Origin of the sequence: Nocardioides caeni (genome assembly GCF_004912195.1) — a bacterium.
GTDB lineage: Bacteria > Actinomycetota > Actinomycetes > Propionibacteriales > Nocardioidaceae > Nocardioides > Nocardioides caeni.
The window spans coordinates 88,143-104,560 of sequence record NZ_STGW01000001.1; the positions used below are offsets into that span (position 1 = coordinate 88,143).

The following is a 16,418-nucleotide window of genomic DNA, read 5'->3' on the forward strand; positions in this document are numbered from 1 at the left end:
TGCCATGGCCCTCTATCCCCACGCTCGTCGCGCCATCGAGGACGCCGCCGGTGCGCGGCCGGTCACCGATCCGTCGTACGACATCGCCGCGGCGCGGCTCGAGGCACGTGCCGAGGCCTCCCGCCAGGAGCGGCTGCCCATGGCGGAGGTTCGCGACGTCGACGCCGGGGGAGTGCCGGCCCGGCTCTACCTCCCCGAGGGGTACGACGCCGTGGTGCTGCACGCCCATGGCGGCGGCTTCGTCTTCAACGACGTCGAGGTGCATGACGGCGCCGTCCGGCGCTTCGCCACGATCGCGCGGATGGCGGTGCTGAGCGTCGACTACCGCCGGCCACCCGAGCACCGCTTCCCGGCCGCGCCCGACGACGTCACGGCCGCGGCCGACTGGCTGGCGACGCAGCCGGAGCTGGCGGACCTGCCGACCTTCGCGCACGGCGACAGTGCGGGCGCCAACCTCGCCCTGGTGAGCGCGTTGCGGCGCCCTGGCCGCTTCGACGGGGTGGCGCTGGTCTACCCCTTCCTCGACCCGAGTGCCTCCTTCGACTCCTACCGCACGGCGGCGGACGGCTTCGACCCCGCCGAGGCGGCGTGGTACTGGCAGCAGTACGTCGCCGGCCCGGCCGACCTCGAGGACCCCGACCTGGCGCCGCTGCTGTCGGACCGGCTCGGGACGCTGCCGCCGGCCTTCGTGGCGACGGCCGAGCACGACCCGCTGAGGGACGAGGGCGAGCACCTCGCCCTCCTGCTCGCCGAGGCCGGCGTGGAAGTGGTGGCGACCCGCCACCTCGGTCAGGTCCACGGCTTCTGGCGGCACACCGCGGCCTTCCCGGCCGCCGAGCCGCTGATGTGGCAGGTGGCGGGCTGGATGCGGATGCTGGTCGGGCGGCGCTGACCCCACCGACCCCAGGGCGACCTTGATGCGATAGCGTCGTTGTTGCAAATAGGTCGCAACAAGGTCGAGGGGGTGTCGTGGCCACCACGACCGCCGAGGCCCCCGTCCATGACGACCATCTCGCCGCGGCGCGTCGGGCACGCTGCTGGACGGCCGGCCTGGTCGCAGCCCTCGGCCTCTCGCTCGTGGCGGGCATCGCGCTGGGGGCCGTGCACGTGCCGTTCGCCGCTGTCCTCGAGGTGCTGGGACACCACCTCTTCCTGGTCCCTGACGAGCGGACCTGGTCGCGTCCGCGCGAATCGATCGTGTGGGACGTCCGGTTGCCGCGGGTGCTGCTCGCCTCCCTGGTCGGCGCCGGCCTGGCGGTCTGCGGCATGGCGTTGCAGGCGATGGTGCGCAACCTGCTCGCCGACCCCTACCTGCTCGGAGTCAACTCCGGCGCCTCGACCGGTGCCGCGGCGGCCATCCTCTTCGGCGTGACCCTCGGCCTCGGGGAGCACGCGCTCTCCGCGAGCGCGTTCGTGGGAGCCCTCGCGGCCTCCGTCCTGGTCTATGCGGTCGCCCGCTCCGGCGGCCGCGTCACCTCCACGCGGCTGCTGCTCGCCGGCGTCGCCGTCGGCTATGCCCTCCAGGCCGTGACCAGCTTCCTGATCTTCGCCTCCGACTCCGCGGAGGGTGCCCGCTCGGTGATGTTCTGGCTGCTCGGCTCCCTCGCGCTCGCCGGTTGGGGACAACCGCTGGCGCTCGCGGCCGTCGTGGTGCTGCTGACGGTGGCGGTGCTGACGATCTTCGGGCGTCAGCTCGACGCGCTCGGAGTCGGCGACGAGACCGCCCTCGCGCTCGGCGTCTCCCCGGAGCGCCTCCGCACGCTGCTGCTGGTCCTGGTCTCGCTCTGCATCGCCGTCGTGGTCTCCGCCGCCGGCAGCATCGGGTTCGTCGGACTGGTCGTGCCCCACCTCGCCCGGCGCGCGGTCGGGGCGGCCCACGCGCGCGCCGTACCCGTCGCGGCCCTGATCGGCGCCGTGCTGCTCGTCTGGGCCGACGTCATCGCCCGGGTGCTGCTCGCGCCGCAGGAGATCCCGATCGGGATCATCACCGCCGTCGTCGGCGCGCCCTTCCTCCTCATCCTCGTCCGCCGACTCCAGGCCACCGCCGCCTGACCGGCACCGCATGCCAGCCCAAGGAGCACCGTGAACCGCATCCGCACCCTCGCCCTGGTGGCCAGCGCCGTCGCCGTCCTGACCTCGTGCGGACTGGTGGCCGAGGGGGACGCGACTTCGGGTGGAAGCCCTGCGGCCGGCTATCCCGTCACCATCGACAACTGCGGCGCCGAGGTGACCTTCGACGCCGCGCCCGAGCAGGTCGTGCTGCTCAAGAGCTCGGCCGTGCCCTTCCTGGCCGCGCTCGACGTGCTCGACACGGTGACCGCGCGCGCGGGCGAGTACCCACGTGACTACTACGGCGACGCGACGTGGGCAGCGCTGGAGCAGATCCCGGCGCTGACCGGCAAGACCGACACGTCCGGCCACCTGCTGATCTCCAAGGAGGTCGTGATCGGCGAGGAGCCCGACCTCGTGCTCGGCGAGGTCGACAACCTCAGCCGCGACACCCTCGACGACGTCGGCATCCCGCTCATCGAGGAGCCGGCGATGTGCGCCGAGGGCCTCGAAGGCCCCGGCTTCGACGATGTCCACGCCCAGATGACGACGTACGGTGAGGTCTTCGGGCGTACCGAGGAGGCAGTCGCCGCCAACGCCGCACTCGAGGAGCGGCTCACCGAGCTCGGCTCGCGGGTCTCCCCGGGCGAGGAGCGCACCGCCGCGGTGCTCTACCCGACCGTCGGGGGCGGCGTCACCTACGCCTACGGGACCCGCAGCATGGCCCACCCGATCCTCGAGGCGGCCGGCTTCGAGAACGTCTTCGCCGACACCGACGAGCGCGTCTTCGAGGTCACCCGCGAGGATCTGATCGGCCGCGACCCCGACGTCCTCGTCCTCCTCCACAGCGGCGGGGACCCCGCCGACGTCGAGGAGGCCGTCACCTCACTCCCCGGTGTTGAGAGCATCACCGCGGTCGCGGACGGCAACCTGCTGCCGCTGCTGTTCAACTACGTCGAGCCGCCGACGCCTCTCGCGCTGGACGGGCTCGAGCAGATCCTGGAGCGCTTCGGGAGCGGCGGATGATCGTCGCGGAGGGCCTGCACTTCTCCTACGGCAGCTCTCCCGTCCTGCAGGGGGTGAGCCTGGTCGCGCGGCCCGGGCGGGTGCTCGGTCTCCTCGGGCCCAACGGGAGCGGGAAGACCACCGCCCTCCGGATGCTCCACGGCTCGCTGGCACCCTCCTCCGGGAGGGTCAGCCTCGCCGGCCGGCCGCTGGCCGCGCTGGGACCACGCGAGGTCTCGCGGCAGCTGGCGGTCGTGGTCCAGGAAAGCGACTCCGACTCGCTGCTGACCGTGCGGGAGATGGTGATGCTCGGTCGCATTCCGCGGCTGCGCTCCTTCCAGCGCACGGGCGCGGCCGACCACCACGCCGTCGACGCGTCGCTGGCCCGGGTCGGTGCCCGCCACCTGGCCGGCCGACGCTACGTGGAGCTGTCGGGCGGTGAGCGGCAGCGGGTGCTGGTCGCTCGGGCGCTGGCCCAGGAGGCGGACTACCTGCTGCTGGACGAGCCCACCAACCACCTCGACATCCGCTACCAGCACGAGGTGCTGCAGCTGGTCCGCGACGTGTCCGACAGCGCCGTCGTCGTCCTCCACGACCTCAACCTCGCGGCGCGCTACTGCGACGACCTCGTCCTGCTCTCGGAGGGCCGAGTGGTCGCGTCCGGGTCTCCGGAGGAGGTCCTCGCGCCGGAGCTCATCGAGTCCGTCTACGGGATCGGTGCCACCCGCACGTTCGTCGACGACGGCGTCCAGCTGCTCTTCCACCCGCTGCACCAGGAGAGCACCGCATGAGTGTCACCAGTGGGGACTGCGTGCCAGCGGCCGCGAGGACCTAGAATCCGGCGCGTCATGAACCAGCCCGACGCGCGTGCCGCCGAGACCTTCGCCGAAGCCGAGGATGCCCTCCTCTCGCGCTGGCCCGAGACCCGTCTGGAGCCGTCGCTCGACCGGATCCAGGCCTTCACGGAGCTCCTGGGCGATCCACAGCGGTCCTTCCGGTCGATCCACCTGACCGGCACCAACGGCAAGACGTCGACGTCGCGGATGATCGATGCGCTGCTACGGGCCCTGGACCTGCGCACGGGGCGGTTCACCAGTCCACACGTCGAGAAGATGGGCGAGCGGATCAGCGTCGACGGCGAGCCGCTCGACGACGAGGCGTTCGTCCGTGCGTTCAACGACATCGCGCCCTACACCCACCTCGTCGACGCTGCCGAGGCCCACCCGCTCAGCTTCTTCGAGACCGTCGTCGGCATGGCCTACGCCGCTTTCGCGGACGCGCCCGTCGACGTCGCCGTCGTCGAGGTCGGCATGGGCGGCTCCTGGGACGCCACCAACGTCATCGACGCCGACGTCGCCGTCGTCACGCCGATCGCCGTGGACCACGCCCGCTACCTCGGGGACACCGTCGTCGAGATCGCCCGGGAGAAGGCGGGGATCATCAAGCCCGGCGCGACCGCCATCCTCTCCCAGCAGCCTGTCGACGTCGCAACGGTGCTCCTCGAGCGGGCCGCCGAGGTCGGTGCCGCCGTCGCCCGCGAGGGGCTGGAGTTCGGCGTGGTGACGCGATCGCCCGCGGTCGGCGGCCAGTCGCTGACCCTGCAGGGCCTCCGCGGGCGGTACGACGACCTGTTCCTGCCGCTCTACGGTGCCCACCAGGCGCAGAACGCGGCGGCGGCTCTGGCGGCCGTCGAGGCCTTCGTCGGCGGCGAGGAGCCCCTCGGCGACGACCTGGTCCGCAGCGCCTTCGCCGAGGTCACCTCGCCCGGCCGGCTCGAGGTGGTGCGACGCAGCCCGACGATCGTGCTCGACGCCGCGCACAACCCCCATGGGGCGGAAGCGACTGCGGCGGCGCTCGAGGACTCGTTCCGCTTCGACCCGCTGATCGGGGTCATCGGCGTCATGGTCGACAAGGACGCCGAGGGACTGCTCGCGGCCTTCGAGCCCCACCTGGCCCATGTCGTCGTCACGCAGAACGCCACCGACCGCGCGATGCCGGCCGAGCAGCTCGCCATGACGGCGCGAGAGGTCTTCGGGGACGACCGGGTGAGCGTCGTACCCTCCCTCGCGGAGGCGATCGAGGCGGCCGCGACACTCGCCGAGGAGGGCGGCAACGACGCGCTGAGCTCCGGTGCGGTGCTGGTCACCGGTTCGGTGGTCACCGTCGGCGAGGCCCGCGTGCTGCTGGGGGGCCGCAAGTGAGCGACGAGGTGGGCCTGCCCGAGCCGGTCACCGACCCCGAGCGGATGAAGTCGCCCCGCCGGGCGATGTGCGCGGCCGTGCTCACCCTCGAGGCGATCGCGGTCGGACTGTCGACGCCGGTGATGATCACGATCTCGGACGTCGACCTGGTGCCAGCCCTCGTCGCGGGGCTGGGCCTGGCGTTGCTGTGCGTACTGGTGGCGGGGATGCTGCGCACGGAGCGCGGCTACGTCGTCGGGCACCTGGCCCAGGTCGGGGCGGTCGCGCTGGGCTTCCTCGCCCCCCTGATGTTCTTCGTCGGCGCGGTCTTCGCCCTGCTGTGGGCCACGGCCTACGGGCTCGGTCGCAAGATCGAGACCGAGCGCGCCGCGGCCTTCGCGGAGTACGACCGACGCCAGGAATCCTGACGCTGAGTTCCGCTCGGTAGAGTGGCGCCGTGCCAGTGATCATCGACAAGCTCCTCCGCATCGGCGAGGGCAAGATCCTCCGTCAGCTCGAGGGGATCGCGAAGGCCGTCAACGCCATCGAGGACGACTTCAAGGCGATGTCGGACGAGGAACTCCGCGGCATGACCGACGAGTTCCGCAAGCGTCTGACCGAGGGCGAGGACCTCGACGACATCATGCCGGAGGCCTTCGCGACCGTTCGCGAGGCCGCGAGGCGGGTGCTCGGCCAGCGGCACTTCGACGTCCAGCTCATGGGCGGCGCGGCGCTGCACCTCGGCAACATCGCGGAGATGAAGACCGGTGAGGGCAAGACGCTGGTCTCGACGCTGCCGGCCTACCTCAACGCCCTGGAGGGCAAGGGCGTCCACGTCGTCACCGTCAACGACTACCTCGCCAAGTACCAGTCCGAGATGATGGGCCGCGTCCACCACTTCCTCGGCCTGACCGTCGGCGTGATCCTGCCGAGCATGCGCCCGGCCGAGCGCCGCAAGGCCTATGCCTGTGACATCACCTACGGCACCAACAACGAGCTCGGCTTCGACTACCTGCGCGACAACATGGCCTCCTCGATCGAGGACTGCGTGCAGCGCGGCCACAACTTCGCCGTCGTCGACGAGGTCGACTCGATCCTCATCGACGAGGCCCGGACCCCGCTGATCATCAGCGGCCCGACCCAGGACGAGGTCAAGTGGTATGCCGAGTTCGCCAAGATCGCGCAGAAGCTCACCAAGGACGTCGACTACGAGGTCGACGAGAAGAAGCGCACGATCTCCGTCCTCGAGGACGGCATCACCAAGGTCGAGGACCACCTCGGGATCGAGAACCTCTACGAGTCGGCCAACACGCCGCTCATCTCGTTCCTGCACAACTCGATCAAGGCCAAGGAGCTCTTCCGCAACGACAAGGAGTACGTCGTCATGGAGGGCGAGGTGCTCATCGTCGACGAGCACACCGGCCGCATGCTCGCGGGACGTCGCTACAACGACGGCCTCCACCAGGCCATCGAGGCCAAGGAGGGCGTCAAGGTCCGCGAGGAGTACCAGACCCTGGCGACGGTGACCCTGCAGAACTACTTCCGGCTCTACGAGAAGCTCTCCGGCATGACCGGCACGGCGCTCACCGAGGCCTCGGAGTTCGACAAGATCTACAAGCTCGGCGTGGTCCCGATCCCGACCAACAAGCCGATGGTCCGCAAGGACCAGCCCGACCTCGTCTACCGGACCGAGGAGGCCAAGTACGACGCGGTCGTCGACGACATCGTCGAGCGGCACAAGACCGGCCAGCCGGTCCTCATCGGCACCGTCTCGGTCGAGAAGTCCGAGTACCTCCACCAGGCGCTCACCAAGCACGGCGTGCCGCACTCGATCCTCAACGCGAAGAAGCACGCGGAGGAGGCAAAGATCGTGGCCCTCGCCGGTCACAAGGGTGCCGTCACGGTCGCCACCAACATGGCCGGTCGAGGCACCGACATCATGCTCGGCGGCTCCTATGAGTTCCTCGCCGACGCGGAGCTGCGCAAGCAGGGCCTCGAGCCGACCGGCGAGACCGCCGAGGAGTACGACGCCGCCTGGCCCGCCGCGATCGAGAAGTTCAAGGAGCAGGTCGAGAAGGAGCACGACGAGGTCAGGGACCTCGGCGGCCTCTACGTGATCGGCACCGAGCGCCACGAGTCGCGCCGCATCGACAACCAGCTGCGCGGTCGATCCGGTCGTCAGGGCGACCCGGGTGAGAGCCGTTTCTACCTGTCGCTGCAGGACGAGCTCATGCGGCTCTTCAAGTCCGACTGGGTCGACCGCGTCCTGCTGCTGCTCAAGATCCCGGACGACGTCCCGATCGAGAACAAGCGGGTCACCAACGCCATCGCCAACGCGCAGGGCCAGGTCGAGTCGCAGAACTTCGAGTCCCGCAAGAACGTCCTCAAGTACGACGACGTCATGGATCGCCAGCGCAAGGTGATCTACGGCGAGCGCCGCGAGGTGCTCGAGGGGGTCGACCTGGAGGACCAGGTCCGCACCTTCATCGACGACGTCGTGACCGGCTTCGTCTCGGGCACGCTGGACGAGTTCTCGGAGGAGTGGGACCTGGCCCAGCTGTGGACCGACCTCAAGCAGTTCTGGCCGGTCGAGCTGGACTGGAAGGATCTCGTCGAGGAGGCCGGCTCCCAGGCAGCGCTGGAGAAGCAGGATCTCATCGAGAAGCTCAAGGCGGACGCCCACGCGGCCTACGACCGTCGCGAGGAGGAGGTCGGCGAGGAGGTCGCCCGCGAGCTCGAGCGGCGGGTGCTGCTGTCGGTGCTCGACCGCAAGTGGCGTGAGCACCTCTACGAGATGGACTACCTCCGTGAGGGCATCTACCTGCGTGCCTACTCGCAGCGCGATCCGCTGGTGGAGTACCAGCGCGAGGGCTACGACATGTTCGCCGCCATGATGGACGGCATCAAGGAGGAGACCGTCGGCTTCCTCTTCAACCTGGAGGTCCAGGTCGAGGAGGAGCAGGAGTTCCACTACCACGCCGACGGCAGCCGCCACGCCGGCCCGATGCACGAGGGTGCGCTCGCCGAGCCGCCCGTGGGCGTCAACACCGGTGGTCTGAGCCTCGACAAGATCTCCGGCGCCCTCGCCGACGCCGACACCGAGGTCCCGCAGAAGGCGCCGAAGGTGACCGCGAAGGGTCTCGACGCGCCGAAGCAGCCACAGAACCTCTCCTACTCGGCGCCGGACGAGACCGGCCACGAGGAGGTCCGCACGGGCTCGGCCAGCAACGCCGACGACGAGTTCGGCGACGTGGGCCGCAACTCGCTGTGCCCCTGTGGCTCGGGCAAGAAGTACAAGCGATGCCACGGCGCCCCGGGCGGGCCGACGGGCATGGCCCTGCGCGGCTGATCGCCCGCACGTCACGACGCCCTCTCCCGGAGCTCCGGGAGAGGGCGTCGGCCGTTCTACTGCAAGGTCATCCGCGGCTCGCCGCCGACCAGGCCGGTGCCGGTCCGCACGCAGGCTCCGCCCCTGGGCGTGCCGCCGTTCCACGCCTGGCGTACGCAGTTGCGGACGGCCAGCTGTCCCCAGTAGTTGGGGTGCAGGGACTCCTGGATGTAGTAGGGGCTGTCGCCGGCCGTCGTGACCGTCCTGATCTGGTTGACCCACTCGGTCCGGTCGACCGCGCCTGCGCTGGTCCAGTTGGCCACCCCCACCTCCTCGTAGAGCCCGACGCCGGACTCGCACAGGCGACGGCCGTTGAACGTGCTGGCGAGGTTGAGGACCTTGGCGTTGGTGATGCCCGCCTGACCGATCGCTCCGGTGACCGTGTTGTTGATCGTCGGGAGTGCGGTGTTGTTGGCCCAGTCGGCGTCGGCGTTCCAGAAGCCGCAGCCGCCGGTGCTCTGGCGGGTGTAGCCGCTCTGGCTGTAGCGGAAGCCCGCACCGCCGGGGACCGGCGAGGGATAGGTCTGGACGAGCATCGTCCATTGTGAGTCGGCATAGCCGGCGTTGCGCATCGCCGTGCGCACGTTGGTCAGGGCAGTCGCGACGCGGCTGCGCACCGCGCTGACGTTGCTCGAGGTGAAGTTGCTCGTGACGCTGCTGTCGTCGTAGCAGTAGTCCTTCCACCACGACGGCGAGAGCAGGAAGTCCTGCACGCACTGTTGGACGATCCCGGCGAAGTTGAAGTCGTTGCCGCCGATCGACACGACGACCATCCGGACGTTGTTGGTGGTCGCGAACGTCTGCAGGGCGCGGGCCTGGCCGACGCCCTGGGAGCCGCTGTGGAAGTCCAGGCCGGGCTTGAAATCGCTGCCCGTCGCGGTCGCCGCCTTCGCTCCGGAGCAGGCGAGGTTGAGGCTCCGGACGCCGCTGCCGATGTGGATCTCCGCGCTCTTCGAGCGGTGGCAGCGGTTGATCGCCTCACCGGTGCCACTGGCGTTGTCGAAGTAGGCCGTCGATCCGAGCGCGTCCGCGCGGGCGCTGCTGCTGTTGCTGGAGCCAGCCCACCGGCCGGCCTCGCCGGAGATGTAGGAGTCGCCGACGGACACGACCCAAGGGGTCCCGCTGCCGGGGCCGTCGGCATGGGCGGGGGATGAGGTGAGGGGTGCGACGAGGGTCGCGCCGAGAACGGCCAGGCCGGCCGCGAGGGTACGGATCATGGACGGACGATAGTGACCCAGGTCACAGATGAACAAGGGTCAGGTTTCGAGCTGTCGACAGGAGGGGCCCTCAGGAGAAGTCGAGAGCGGTGCAGATCCAGCGCTGTCCGCGCCGTTCGAAGCGGGCTGCGACGGCTCGCGACCGCTCGCCGTGGCGGACGTGGACGCCGCACTCGACGATCTCGTCGGTGACGAAGCAGGCGTGGACGCTGTGGACCCGCGGGCGCACGACCTGCACGCGGGCCAGTCCCGGCTGATGGCCCCCGGCCAGTGCCACGAGGTGGGCGCGTCGCTTGAGGTCGGCGTACACGTCGGGGGAGGTCCACCGCACCAGCTGGGAGACCGGGCGGTCGCCGCCGACGATCTCCACGGCTGCCTGGGCGTAGCGCTGGGTCCACTCCTCGATCGTGCGCCGCAGGCGTCGGTCGATCGGCACCACGGCGGCTCCGGGTCTGGCTCCCGGTCCGGCTGGCCGCGGGGTGCCGGCCGGTGGTGCCTGCCGGGGGAGTAGGGCGAGGGCCAGGGTGCCCTGGCTGGTGGCGACCGGCACGGGCAGGCGCAGGCCGGTCAGTTCGGGGACGGTGGCGCTCATCGTTCACTCCTCGGTGGGTCGGGCAGGTGGAGGCGGAGTCCGGGGTGGATCAGGTCGGGGTCGTCGCCCAGCGCGGCGCGGTTGAGCTCCACCAGGCGGCGCCAGTACGACGCCACGGCGGCGTTGCTCGGTGCGGGCGACTCCGGCGTGGTGGCCGCGACCGCACGGGCGGCGATCGACCACGCCGAGTCGCCGGTCTGGACCACGACGGTGTGACCGTGGGGAGTCGGTCCGGCTGGCGGTGCCCCACCGGTGGCGCGGTCGGGCAGCGGCAGCCCGGCGAGGGGGACCGAGGGCGCCTCGGCGGCTCGGTGTGCCTGGGCCGGCGGCAGGGTCAGGGCGGCGGCCGTGGTCACCCCGCAGGCCACCAGGAGCAGGCGTCGCGCGGCTCCGCCCGGACGGCTCGCCCGGTCGCGCCAGACGTCGACGACGACGTGGGTGGCGAGGAGCCACAGGGCGCCCGCCGCCGCGAGGGCGCCGCTGCCGGCGACCTGCAGGACGAGCTCGGCGAAGTCCGGCGGCGTCCGCAGTGGCACGAGCGCGCCCCGCAGGGTGGCCATCAGCAGCATGGAGCACAGTGCGGTGATCGTCGCCCAGACGAGAAGGCTGCGGAGCCGGCGTCGCCGGCGGGCAGCGGCAGCGTGGTTCATCCCGAGAAACCTTTGCGTTTGCTTCCGTTTGCATCAGGATGAATAGATTGAGCGGTGTAGTCAACCGGTTGTGCACAGGTGCTGTTCGCCGAGGGCCCTGCCTCGGCCCTCCCCAGCAGGCCGTGCGAGGGTGGAGGCCATGGGCTGGGAGGACGATCTGTTCGCACTGTTCGACGATCTCGAGGACCAGGCCAGTGCTCTCTATGCCGCTGAGCGCACGGCCGAGCACGCCGACCGCAGCCGCGCTGAGTACCAGGCGGTCACGCTTGCCAGCCGGCTGATGGCCACCATCGGCAGCACGGCCCGCCTCGGACTCCTCGGCGTCGGCCCGGTCTCCGGCATCGTCGAGCGCGTGGCCGACGGCTGGCTGTTGCTCGCCTCCGGGGACCACGACTGGGTCGTCAACCTCGAGGCAGTCGCCACGGTCGAGGAGGCCTCGGTCCGCTCCGTGCCCGAGGTCGCCTGGTCACCGCTGACCCGACTCGGCCTCGCTTCCGCGCTGCGCCGGATCGCCGAGGCGGGTGAGCCCTGCCTGCTCCACCTCCGCGACGGCACCCGTCACGACGGCGTGCTGCGCCGCGTCGGACGGGACTTCTGTGAGCTGGCCGAGGGTGAGGAGCGACGCACGGTCCTCGTGTCCTTCGCGGCGCTGGCCGCGGCGCAGTCGCGGGCCTGACGACTACGTCGCGTCAGTGTCGTAGGGCGGGAGCTCGCCGGTCTCGAGCGGGCGTCGTCCCGCTGAGTTCTTCTCCTCCGCCATGGCGTCGTCGAGCTCGTCCAGCTCCGCCATCGCCTCAGCGATGTGCTTGCGCACGATCGTGCGCGGGTCGAGGTCGCGCAGCTCCAGGTCGGCGAACTCCGGGCCGAGCTCGGTGCGCAGCTCGTCGCGAGCCTGGGTGGCGAAGCCACGGACCTTGCGCGCCAGCTGGCCGGCCTGGCGGGCGAGGTCGGGCAGCTTGTCGGGGCCGAAGACGAGCACGGCGAGGAACGCGATCACCATGAGCTCGCCGAAGCCGATGCCGAACATCGCCCGCCCCTGTCCTCGTCCGCCGGTCGGTCAGAACTTGTTCGTGGGAGTGAGGCCGAGCTGGAGCCCGGCCAGCCCCCGCCCGCGTCCGTCGAGGCGGTCGGAGATCGCCGTCAGGGCCGCGGCAGCCGGAGCCGTCGGGTCCGACTCGACGATCGGGTTCCCGACGTCGCCCCCCTCGCGCAACGCGATGGCGAGCGGGATGCGGCCGAGCACCGGGACGTCGTAGCCGAAGCGCTGGGAGAGGGTCGCGGCGACCCGGTCCCCACCGCCGGTGCCGAACACGTCGAGGTGGTGCTCCTTGCCCTCGGGCGTGCAGTGCGGGCAGGGGAGATAGCTCATGTTCTCGACCACGCCGACGACCCGCTGGTGCATCATCGAGGCCATCGTGCCGGCGCGCTCCGCGACCTCGGCCGCGGCCTCCTGCGGCGTCGTCACCACGACGACCTCGGCGCCGGGCAGGTGCTGGCCCATCGAGATGGCGATGTCACCCGTGCCCGGCGGCAGGTCCAGCAGCAGCACGTCGAGATCGCCCCAGTAGACGTCGGCGAGCATCTGGACGAGGGCTCGGTCGAGCATCGGGCCGCGCCACGCGACCACCTGGTCGCGGCGGGGCTTGAGCATGCCGATCGAGATGACCGAGACACCCGACGGCGTGGGGACCGGCATGATCAGGTCCTCGACCTGGGTGGGCCGCGAGTCGGCGACACCGAGCATGGCGGGGATCGAGTGACCGTAGATGTCGGCGTCGACCAGACCGACCTTGCGGCCGGCCTTCGCCAGCGCGATCGCGAGGTTGACCGTGACCGAGGACTTGCCCACGCCGCCCTTGCCGGACGCGATCGCGAAGACCTTGGTGAGGGACCCGGGCTGTGCGAACGGGATCTCGCGCTGCGCCTGGCCGCCGCGCAGGGTCTCGTGCAGGCCCGAGCGCTGCTCCGCGCTCATCACGCCCAGCTCGACCTCGACCTGCGTGACACCCGGCAGGGCCTTGACCGCGGCGGTGACGTCGCGGGTGATGGTGTCCTTGAGCGGACAGCCCGCGACGGTCAGCAACGCCTTGACGGTCACGACCGAGCCTCCGTCGCCCGGCGCGATCGCGACGTCGTCCACCATCCCGAGCTCGGTGATCGGTCGCTTGATCTCCGGGTCGTTGACCTTGCTCAACGCGGTCATGACCTGCTCGACGGACGGGGCCTGCTGGGTGCTCACAACAACCGAGTCTAGGGAGTGCCCGGGGACTGCCGGTCCTCGCCGTCCTCGTGAGACGCGGCACGTCCGTCGCGTTGGCTCGTCCGGTCGTCCAGCTCGGCCAGCAGGGTCCGCAGCTCGGAGCGCAGGTAGTCGCGGGTCGCGACCTCGCCCACGGCCATCCGCAGCGACGCGACCTCGCGGGCGAGGAACTCCATGTCGGCATGCGCGCGGGCGTCGGCCTGCCGGTCCTGCTCGGCCACCACCCGGTCACGCGCCTCCTGGCGATTCTGCGCGAGGAGGATGAGCGGGGCGGCGTACGACGCCTGCAGGCTGAGGATCAGGGTGAGGAAGATGAACGGGTAGTCGTCCCACCTCGCGTCCTCGGGAGCGAGCAGGTTCCAGCTGATCCACACCACCACGACGAGGGTCATGTAGATCAGGAACGTGGCGGTACCCATGAAGCGCGCGAACTGCTCGGCGAAGACGCCGAAGGCGTCCTTGTCATAGGACGGTCGGCGCACGAGCGAGCGGCGCTCTTCGCGAGGTGTGTCGAGTCGCTCCCGGGTCCGGTGGGCGTCGGTCATGACGTCCCTCCGGGCCGTCGGGTCGCGCGGTCGCGCCAGTTGGCGGGCAGCATGTGGTCGAGCAGGTCGTCGACGGTCACCGCGCCGAGCAGCCGACCGTTCTCGTCGACCACCGGTGCCGCGACCAGGTTGTAGGTCGCCAGGTGTGCGGCGACCTCGTCGATGCTCGCCTCGGGTCGTAGTGACGCCAGGGAGTCGTCGAGCGCACCGGCCACCAGCGTCGAGGGCGGCTCGCGCAGGAGCCGCTGGATGTGCGCGATGCCGAGGAACCGGCCCGTGGGCGCCTCGAGCGGAGGCCGGCAGACGTAGACGAGTGCCGCTCCGGCGGGGGTGAGGTCCGGGTTGCGGACGTGCGCGAGCGCGTCCGCGATGGTGGCGTCGGGGCCGAGGATCACGGGCTCCGGCGTCATCATGGCGCCGGCGGTGTCCTCGACGTACGACATCAGCCGGCGCACGTCCTCGGCCTCCTCCGGCTCCATCAGCTCGAGGAGGATCTCGGCGGTCTCCGGGGGCAGGTCGCGGACGAGGTCGGCGGCGTCGTCGGGGGACATCTCCTCGAGGACGTCGGCCGCACGCTCGCTGTCCAGGCCCTTGAGGATCTCCACCTGGTCGCTGTCCGGAAGCTCCTCGAGCACGTCGGCCAGTCGCTCGTCGTCCAGCGCGAGCGCCACCGCCGTGCGTCGCTCCGGAGGAAGGTCGTGGAGGATGTTGGCGGCGTCGGCCGGACGCATCTCGTTGAGGGCGGCGACCAGGTGGGTGGCGCCCTGCCGGTCGTCGGACCGGCTCAGGCCGACGACGTCGCGCCACTCGACGACATGGGTCTGCCCGCGCCGCCGGAAGCCTTTCGACGGCTCCTTCACCGCGACCCGGCTGAGCACCCAGTCGCGGTTGCGGGCCGGCTCCATCGCGACGTCGTAGACCGTGCCGGTCACGCCGGAGTCGGTGATCGTGACGGTGCGGTCGAGCATCTGGCCGATGACCAGCGTCTCGGTGCTGCGCTGCTCGAAGCGGCGCATGTTGAGCAGGCCGGTGGTGTAGACGTGGCCGCTGTCGATGTTGGTCACCCGGGTCATCGGCACGAAGATCCGGCGACGTCCGAAGACCTCGGCGACCATGCCGAGGACGCGCGGCTGGGTGCCCTCCGTGCGCATGGTGACCACCAGGTCCCGGACCTTCCCGACCTGGTCGCCCTGGGGGTCGAAGATCGGCAGCCCGACCAGTCGGGCCGCGAAGACGCGGGAGGGCGAGGTGCTCACGCGGCAACGCTAGTCCTACTCCCGGCGAGTTCGTCGGAGGTGCCCGCAGGCGGGGGAGTGCGCGGCACGCCCCGTCTCGCGCTTCGCGCCGGGCTTTTGAGGCCCGGGTCACACCTGACCTATGATCGCCCCGCCCGGTGCCGATCAGGGATGAGGCAACCGGTCCGGAGGTGAAGGCATGACGGAGAGCGGTCGACGCGTGCGCCGGCTCGAGCGCTTCAGCATGCCTGAGCTGCTCGCCGTGGCAGCCGCCGGTGTCGTCGCCGTCGGGGCACTCTCCGCCTCGATGCTCGTGGACACCGAGACGGCGCCGGCCGCGAGCACCACCACGACGGCCGCGCTCGGGAGCACGGTGACGCAGACCGGTGACGAGCCGGAGACCGAGGACGTCGAGGGCGAGGTCGGTGACGGCGCCGTCGCCTCCGCGCCGGCAGCCGACGACGCCCAGCGCTACGAGGGCGTACGCAGCCCGCTGGCCGAGGAGGTCGAGAACAAGGTCGCGGCCGAGGTCGAGCAGTCACGACCCGCGACGTCGTCGTTCCGGATCGCGACCCTCAACGTCCTGGGCAGCAACCACGCGCGCAACGGGCTCGGACGGGCATCGGCCGAGGCCGGGCTGATCAAGTCCCGTGGCATCGAGATCGTGGGGTTGCAGGAGGTCCAGCGCGACCAGCGCGGCGTCTTCATCAACAACCTCTCCCACATGCAGATGTGGCCGCAGGACGCGCTCGGTCGTGACGGCTACCGGGTCCAGATCATGTGGCGCACCGACCGGTTCGAGATGGTCGACAACGGCGGCTCGTCCCACACGTTCAACAGCATCGGCAGCGTCCCGATCCCCTTCGTCCTGCTGAAGGACAAGACCACCGGCGCCCAGTTCTGGGTCATCGCCACCCACCACTCGCCCAACGGCCTGCAGTCCCAGCGTGACGCGTCGACGCGCAACCAGGTGTCGATCATCTCCGAGCTGCGCAAAAGCGGCCACCCGGTGTTCCTGCTCGGCGACATGAACGAGAAGTCCACGTTCTTCTGCGAGATGGCCCGTGACGCCGGGATGATCGCGGCCAACGGCGGCGGCTACAACGGCGGCTGCAGCGTCCCGGGCGGACCGCTGCGGATCGACTGGATCCTCGGCACGGGCGACGGCACGTCCTTCTCCGGCTACGTGCAGGACGGGACGACCAAGAGCCAGGGCTGGAGCGATCACTACCTGATCTACGCGGACGCGAAGCTGACCGACACGGGCACCAACTCGAGCCGGTGAGGCTCGGGCCCG

General features: G+C 70.9%; 16 protein-coding genes. 9 read left to right on the top strand and 7 right to left on the bottom strand.

The genetic code is table 11. The features are described from left to right. The first annotated feature begins 4 nt into the window (after window positions 1-4). The 7 genes from E9934_RS00485 (at window position 5) to secA (ending at window position 8,583) form a co-directional block, all read left to right on the top strand. Window positions 5-892, top strand: a complete 888-nt coding sequence (locus E9934_RS00485; RefSeq protein WP_136560880.1) for an alpha/beta hydrolase — start codon at window positions 5-7, stop codon at window positions 890-892. A 158-nt stretch (window positions 893-1,050) separates the two neighbouring features. Continuing rightward, window positions 1,051-2,052 carry a FecCD family ABC transporter permease gene (locus E9934_RS00490; RefSeq protein WP_202977170.1) on the top strand — a complete coding sequence of 334 codons (1,002 nt, stop codon included), beginning with the start codon at window positions 1,051-1,053 and terminating at the stop codon, window positions 2,050-2,052. Window positions 2,053-2,082: 30 nt separating this feature from the next. Next, entirely contained in the window at window positions 2,083-3,075 is a 993-nt protein-coding gene (locus E9934_RS00495; RefSeq protein WP_136560882.1) for an ABC transporter substrate-binding protein, read from the top strand. Further along, window positions 3,072-3,845: an ABC transporter ATP-binding protein gene (locus E9934_RS00500; protein ID WP_136560883.1), complete on the top strand. Its 774-nt coding sequence runs from the start codon at window positions 3,072-3,074 to the stop codon at window positions 3,843-3,845. The genes E9934_RS00495 and E9934_RS00500 overlap by 4 nt, the downstream gene beginning before the upstream one ends. Window positions 3,846-3,902: 57 nt before the next feature. Next, window positions 3,903-5,255, top strand: coding sequence for a bifunctional tetrahydrofolate synthase/dihydrofolate synthase (gene folC / locus E9934_RS00505; RefSeq protein WP_136560884.1), 1,353 nt, complete (start codon window positions 3,903-3,905; stop codon window positions 5,253-5,255). Next, window positions 5,252-5,662, top strand: a complete 411-nt coding sequence (locus E9934_RS00510) for a DUF4233 domain-containing protein (protein ID WP_238694665.1) — start codon at window positions 5,252-5,254, stop codon at window positions 5,660-5,662. The genes folC and E9934_RS00510 overlap by 4 nt, the downstream gene beginning before the upstream one ends. A 29-nt stretch (window positions 5,663-5,691) precedes the next feature. Beyond that, window positions 5,692-8,583: a preprotein translocase subunit SecA gene (gene secA / locus E9934_RS00515; RefSeq protein ID WP_136560885.1), complete on the top strand. Its 2,892-nt coding sequence runs from the start codon at window positions 5,692-5,694 to the stop codon at window positions 8,581-8,583. 56 nt (window positions 8,584-8,639) lie between these two features. Here the strand turns inward: secA and E9934_RS00520 are convergent, their stop codons facing one another. The 3 genes from E9934_RS00520 to E9934_RS00530 all read right to left on the bottom strand — a co-directional run bounded on the left by E9934_RS00520 (window position 8,640) and on the right by E9934_RS00530 (window position 11,081). Further along, complete coding sequence (locus E9934_RS00520) at window positions 8,640-9,839, bottom strand: SGNH/GDSL hydrolase family protein (protein WP_136560886.1); 1,200 nt, start codon at window positions 9,837-9,839, stop codon at window positions 8,640-8,642. A 70-nt stretch (window positions 9,840-9,909) separates the two neighbouring features. Next, a complete protein-coding gene (locus E9934_RS00525) occupies window positions 9,910-10,431 on the bottom strand; it encodes an Rv3235 family protein (RefSeq protein WP_136560887.1) in 522 nt (173 codons plus the stop codon). Next, window positions 10,428-11,081: a LysM peptidoglycan-binding domain-containing protein gene (locus tag E9934_RS00530; protein WP_136560888.1), complete on the bottom strand. Its 654-nt coding sequence runs from the start codon at window positions 11,079-11,081 to the stop codon at window positions 10,428-10,430. Before E9934_RS00530 ends, E9934_RS00525 begins: the two co-directional genes overlap by 4 nt. Window positions 11,082-11,220: 139 nt before the next feature. Here E9934_RS00530 and E9934_RS00535 point away from each other — a divergent pair, with 139 nt between their 5' ends. Beyond that, window positions 11,221-11,757 carry a hypothetical protein gene (locus E9934_RS00535; RefSeq protein ID WP_136560889.1) on the top strand — a complete coding sequence of 179 codons (537 nt, stop codon included), beginning with the start codon at window positions 11,221-11,223 and terminating at the stop codon, window positions 11,755-11,757. A 3-nt stretch (window positions 11,758-11,760) separates the two neighbouring features. Here the strand turns inward: E9934_RS00535 and E9934_RS00540 are convergent, their stop codons facing one another. Genes E9934_RS00540 through E9934_RS00555 form a run of 4 tightly spaced genes read right to left on the bottom strand, consistent with a single transcriptional unit; the run spans window position 11,761 to window position 15,142 of the window. After that, window positions 11,761-12,108 (bottom strand): sec-independent translocase, encoded by a 348-nt coding sequence (locus tag E9934_RS00540; RefSeq protein ID WP_136560890.1) that lies wholly within the window; start codon window positions 12,106-12,108, stop codon window positions 11,761-11,763. A gap of 30 nt (window positions 12,109-12,138) precedes the next feature. Further along, window positions 12,139-13,284 carry an Mrp/NBP35 family ATP-binding protein gene (locus E9934_RS00545; RefSeq protein ID WP_136561447.1) on the bottom strand — a complete coding sequence of 382 codons (1,146 nt, stop codon included), beginning with the start codon at window positions 13,282-13,284 and terminating at the stop codon, window positions 12,139-12,141. A gap of 47 nt (window positions 13,285-13,331) precedes the next feature. Beyond that, window positions 13,332-13,886: a DUF1003 domain-containing protein gene (locus tag E9934_RS00550; protein ID WP_136560891.1), complete on the bottom strand. Its 555-nt coding sequence runs from the start codon at window positions 13,884-13,886 to the stop codon at window positions 13,332-13,334. Further along, window positions 13,883-15,142: a magnesium transporter MgtE N-terminal domain-containing protein gene (locus E9934_RS00555; RefSeq protein ID WP_136560892.1), complete on the bottom strand. Its 1,260-nt coding sequence runs from the start codon at window positions 15,140-15,142 to the stop codon at window positions 13,883-13,885. Before E9934_RS00555 ends, E9934_RS00550 begins: the two co-directional genes overlap by 4 nt. A 178-nt stretch (window positions 15,143-15,320) precedes the next feature. Here E9934_RS00555 and E9934_RS00560 point away from each other — a divergent pair, with 178 nt between their 5' ends. Beyond that, the gene (locus tag E9934_RS00560) at window positions 15,321-16,406 is read left to right on the top strand and encodes an endonuclease/exonuclease/phosphatase family protein (protein WP_136560893.1); all 1,086 of its coding nucleotides are present in this window, start codon (window positions 15,321-15,323) and stop codon (window positions 16,404-16,406) included. The last annotated feature ends 12 nt before the right edge of the window (window positions 16,407-16,418 follow it).

What these genes read in the sequence shown, in the direction of transcription:
- E9934_RS00530 (WP_136560888.1), bottom strand. Translation starts at nt 11,081, where the DNA reads ATGAACCACGCTGCCGCTGCCCGCCGGCGACGCCGGCTCCGCAGCCTT.
- E9934_RS00525 (WP_136560887.1), bottom strand. Translation starts at nt 10,431, where the DNA reads ATGAGCGCCACCGTCCCCGAACTGACCGGCCTGCGCCTGCCCGTGCCG.
- E9934_RS00535 (WP_136560889.1), top strand. Translation starts at nt 11,221, where the DNA reads ATGGGCTGGGAGGACGATCTGTTCGCACTGTTCGACGATCTCGAGGAC.
- E9934_RS00500 (WP_136560883.1), top strand. Translation starts at nt 3,072, where the DNA reads ATGATCGTCGCGGAGGGCCTGCACTTCTCCTACGGCAGCTCTCCCGTC.
- E9934_RS00545 (WP_136561447.1), bottom strand. Translation starts at nt 13,284, where the DNA reads ATGACCGCGTTGAGCAAGGTCAACGACCCGGAGATCAAGCGACCGATC.
- E9934_RS00520 (WP_136560886.1), bottom strand. Translation starts at nt 9,839, where the DNA reads ATGATCCGTACCCTCGCGGCCGGCCTGGCCGTTCTCGGCGCGACCCTC.
- E9934_RS00540 (WP_136560890.1), bottom strand. Translation starts at nt 12,108, where the DNA reads ATGTTCGGCATCGGCTTCGGCGAGCTCATGGTGATCGCGTTCCTCGCC.
- folC (WP_136560884.1), top strand. Translation starts at nt 3,903, where the DNA reads ATGAACCAGCCCGACGCGCGTGCCGCCGAGACCTTCGCCGAAGCCGAG.
- E9934_RS00560 (WP_136560893.1), top strand. Translation starts at nt 15,321, where the DNA reads ATGACGGAGAGCGGTCGACGCGTGCGCCGGCTCGAGCGCTTCAGCATG.
- E9934_RS00485 (WP_136560880.1), top strand. Translation starts at nt 5, where the DNA reads ATGGCCCTCTATCCCCACGCTCGTCGCGCCATCGAGGACGCCGCCGGT.
- E9934_RS00550 (WP_136560891.1), bottom strand. Translation starts at nt 13,886, where the DNA reads ATGACCGACGCCCACCGGACCCGGGAGCGACTCGACACACCTCGCGAA.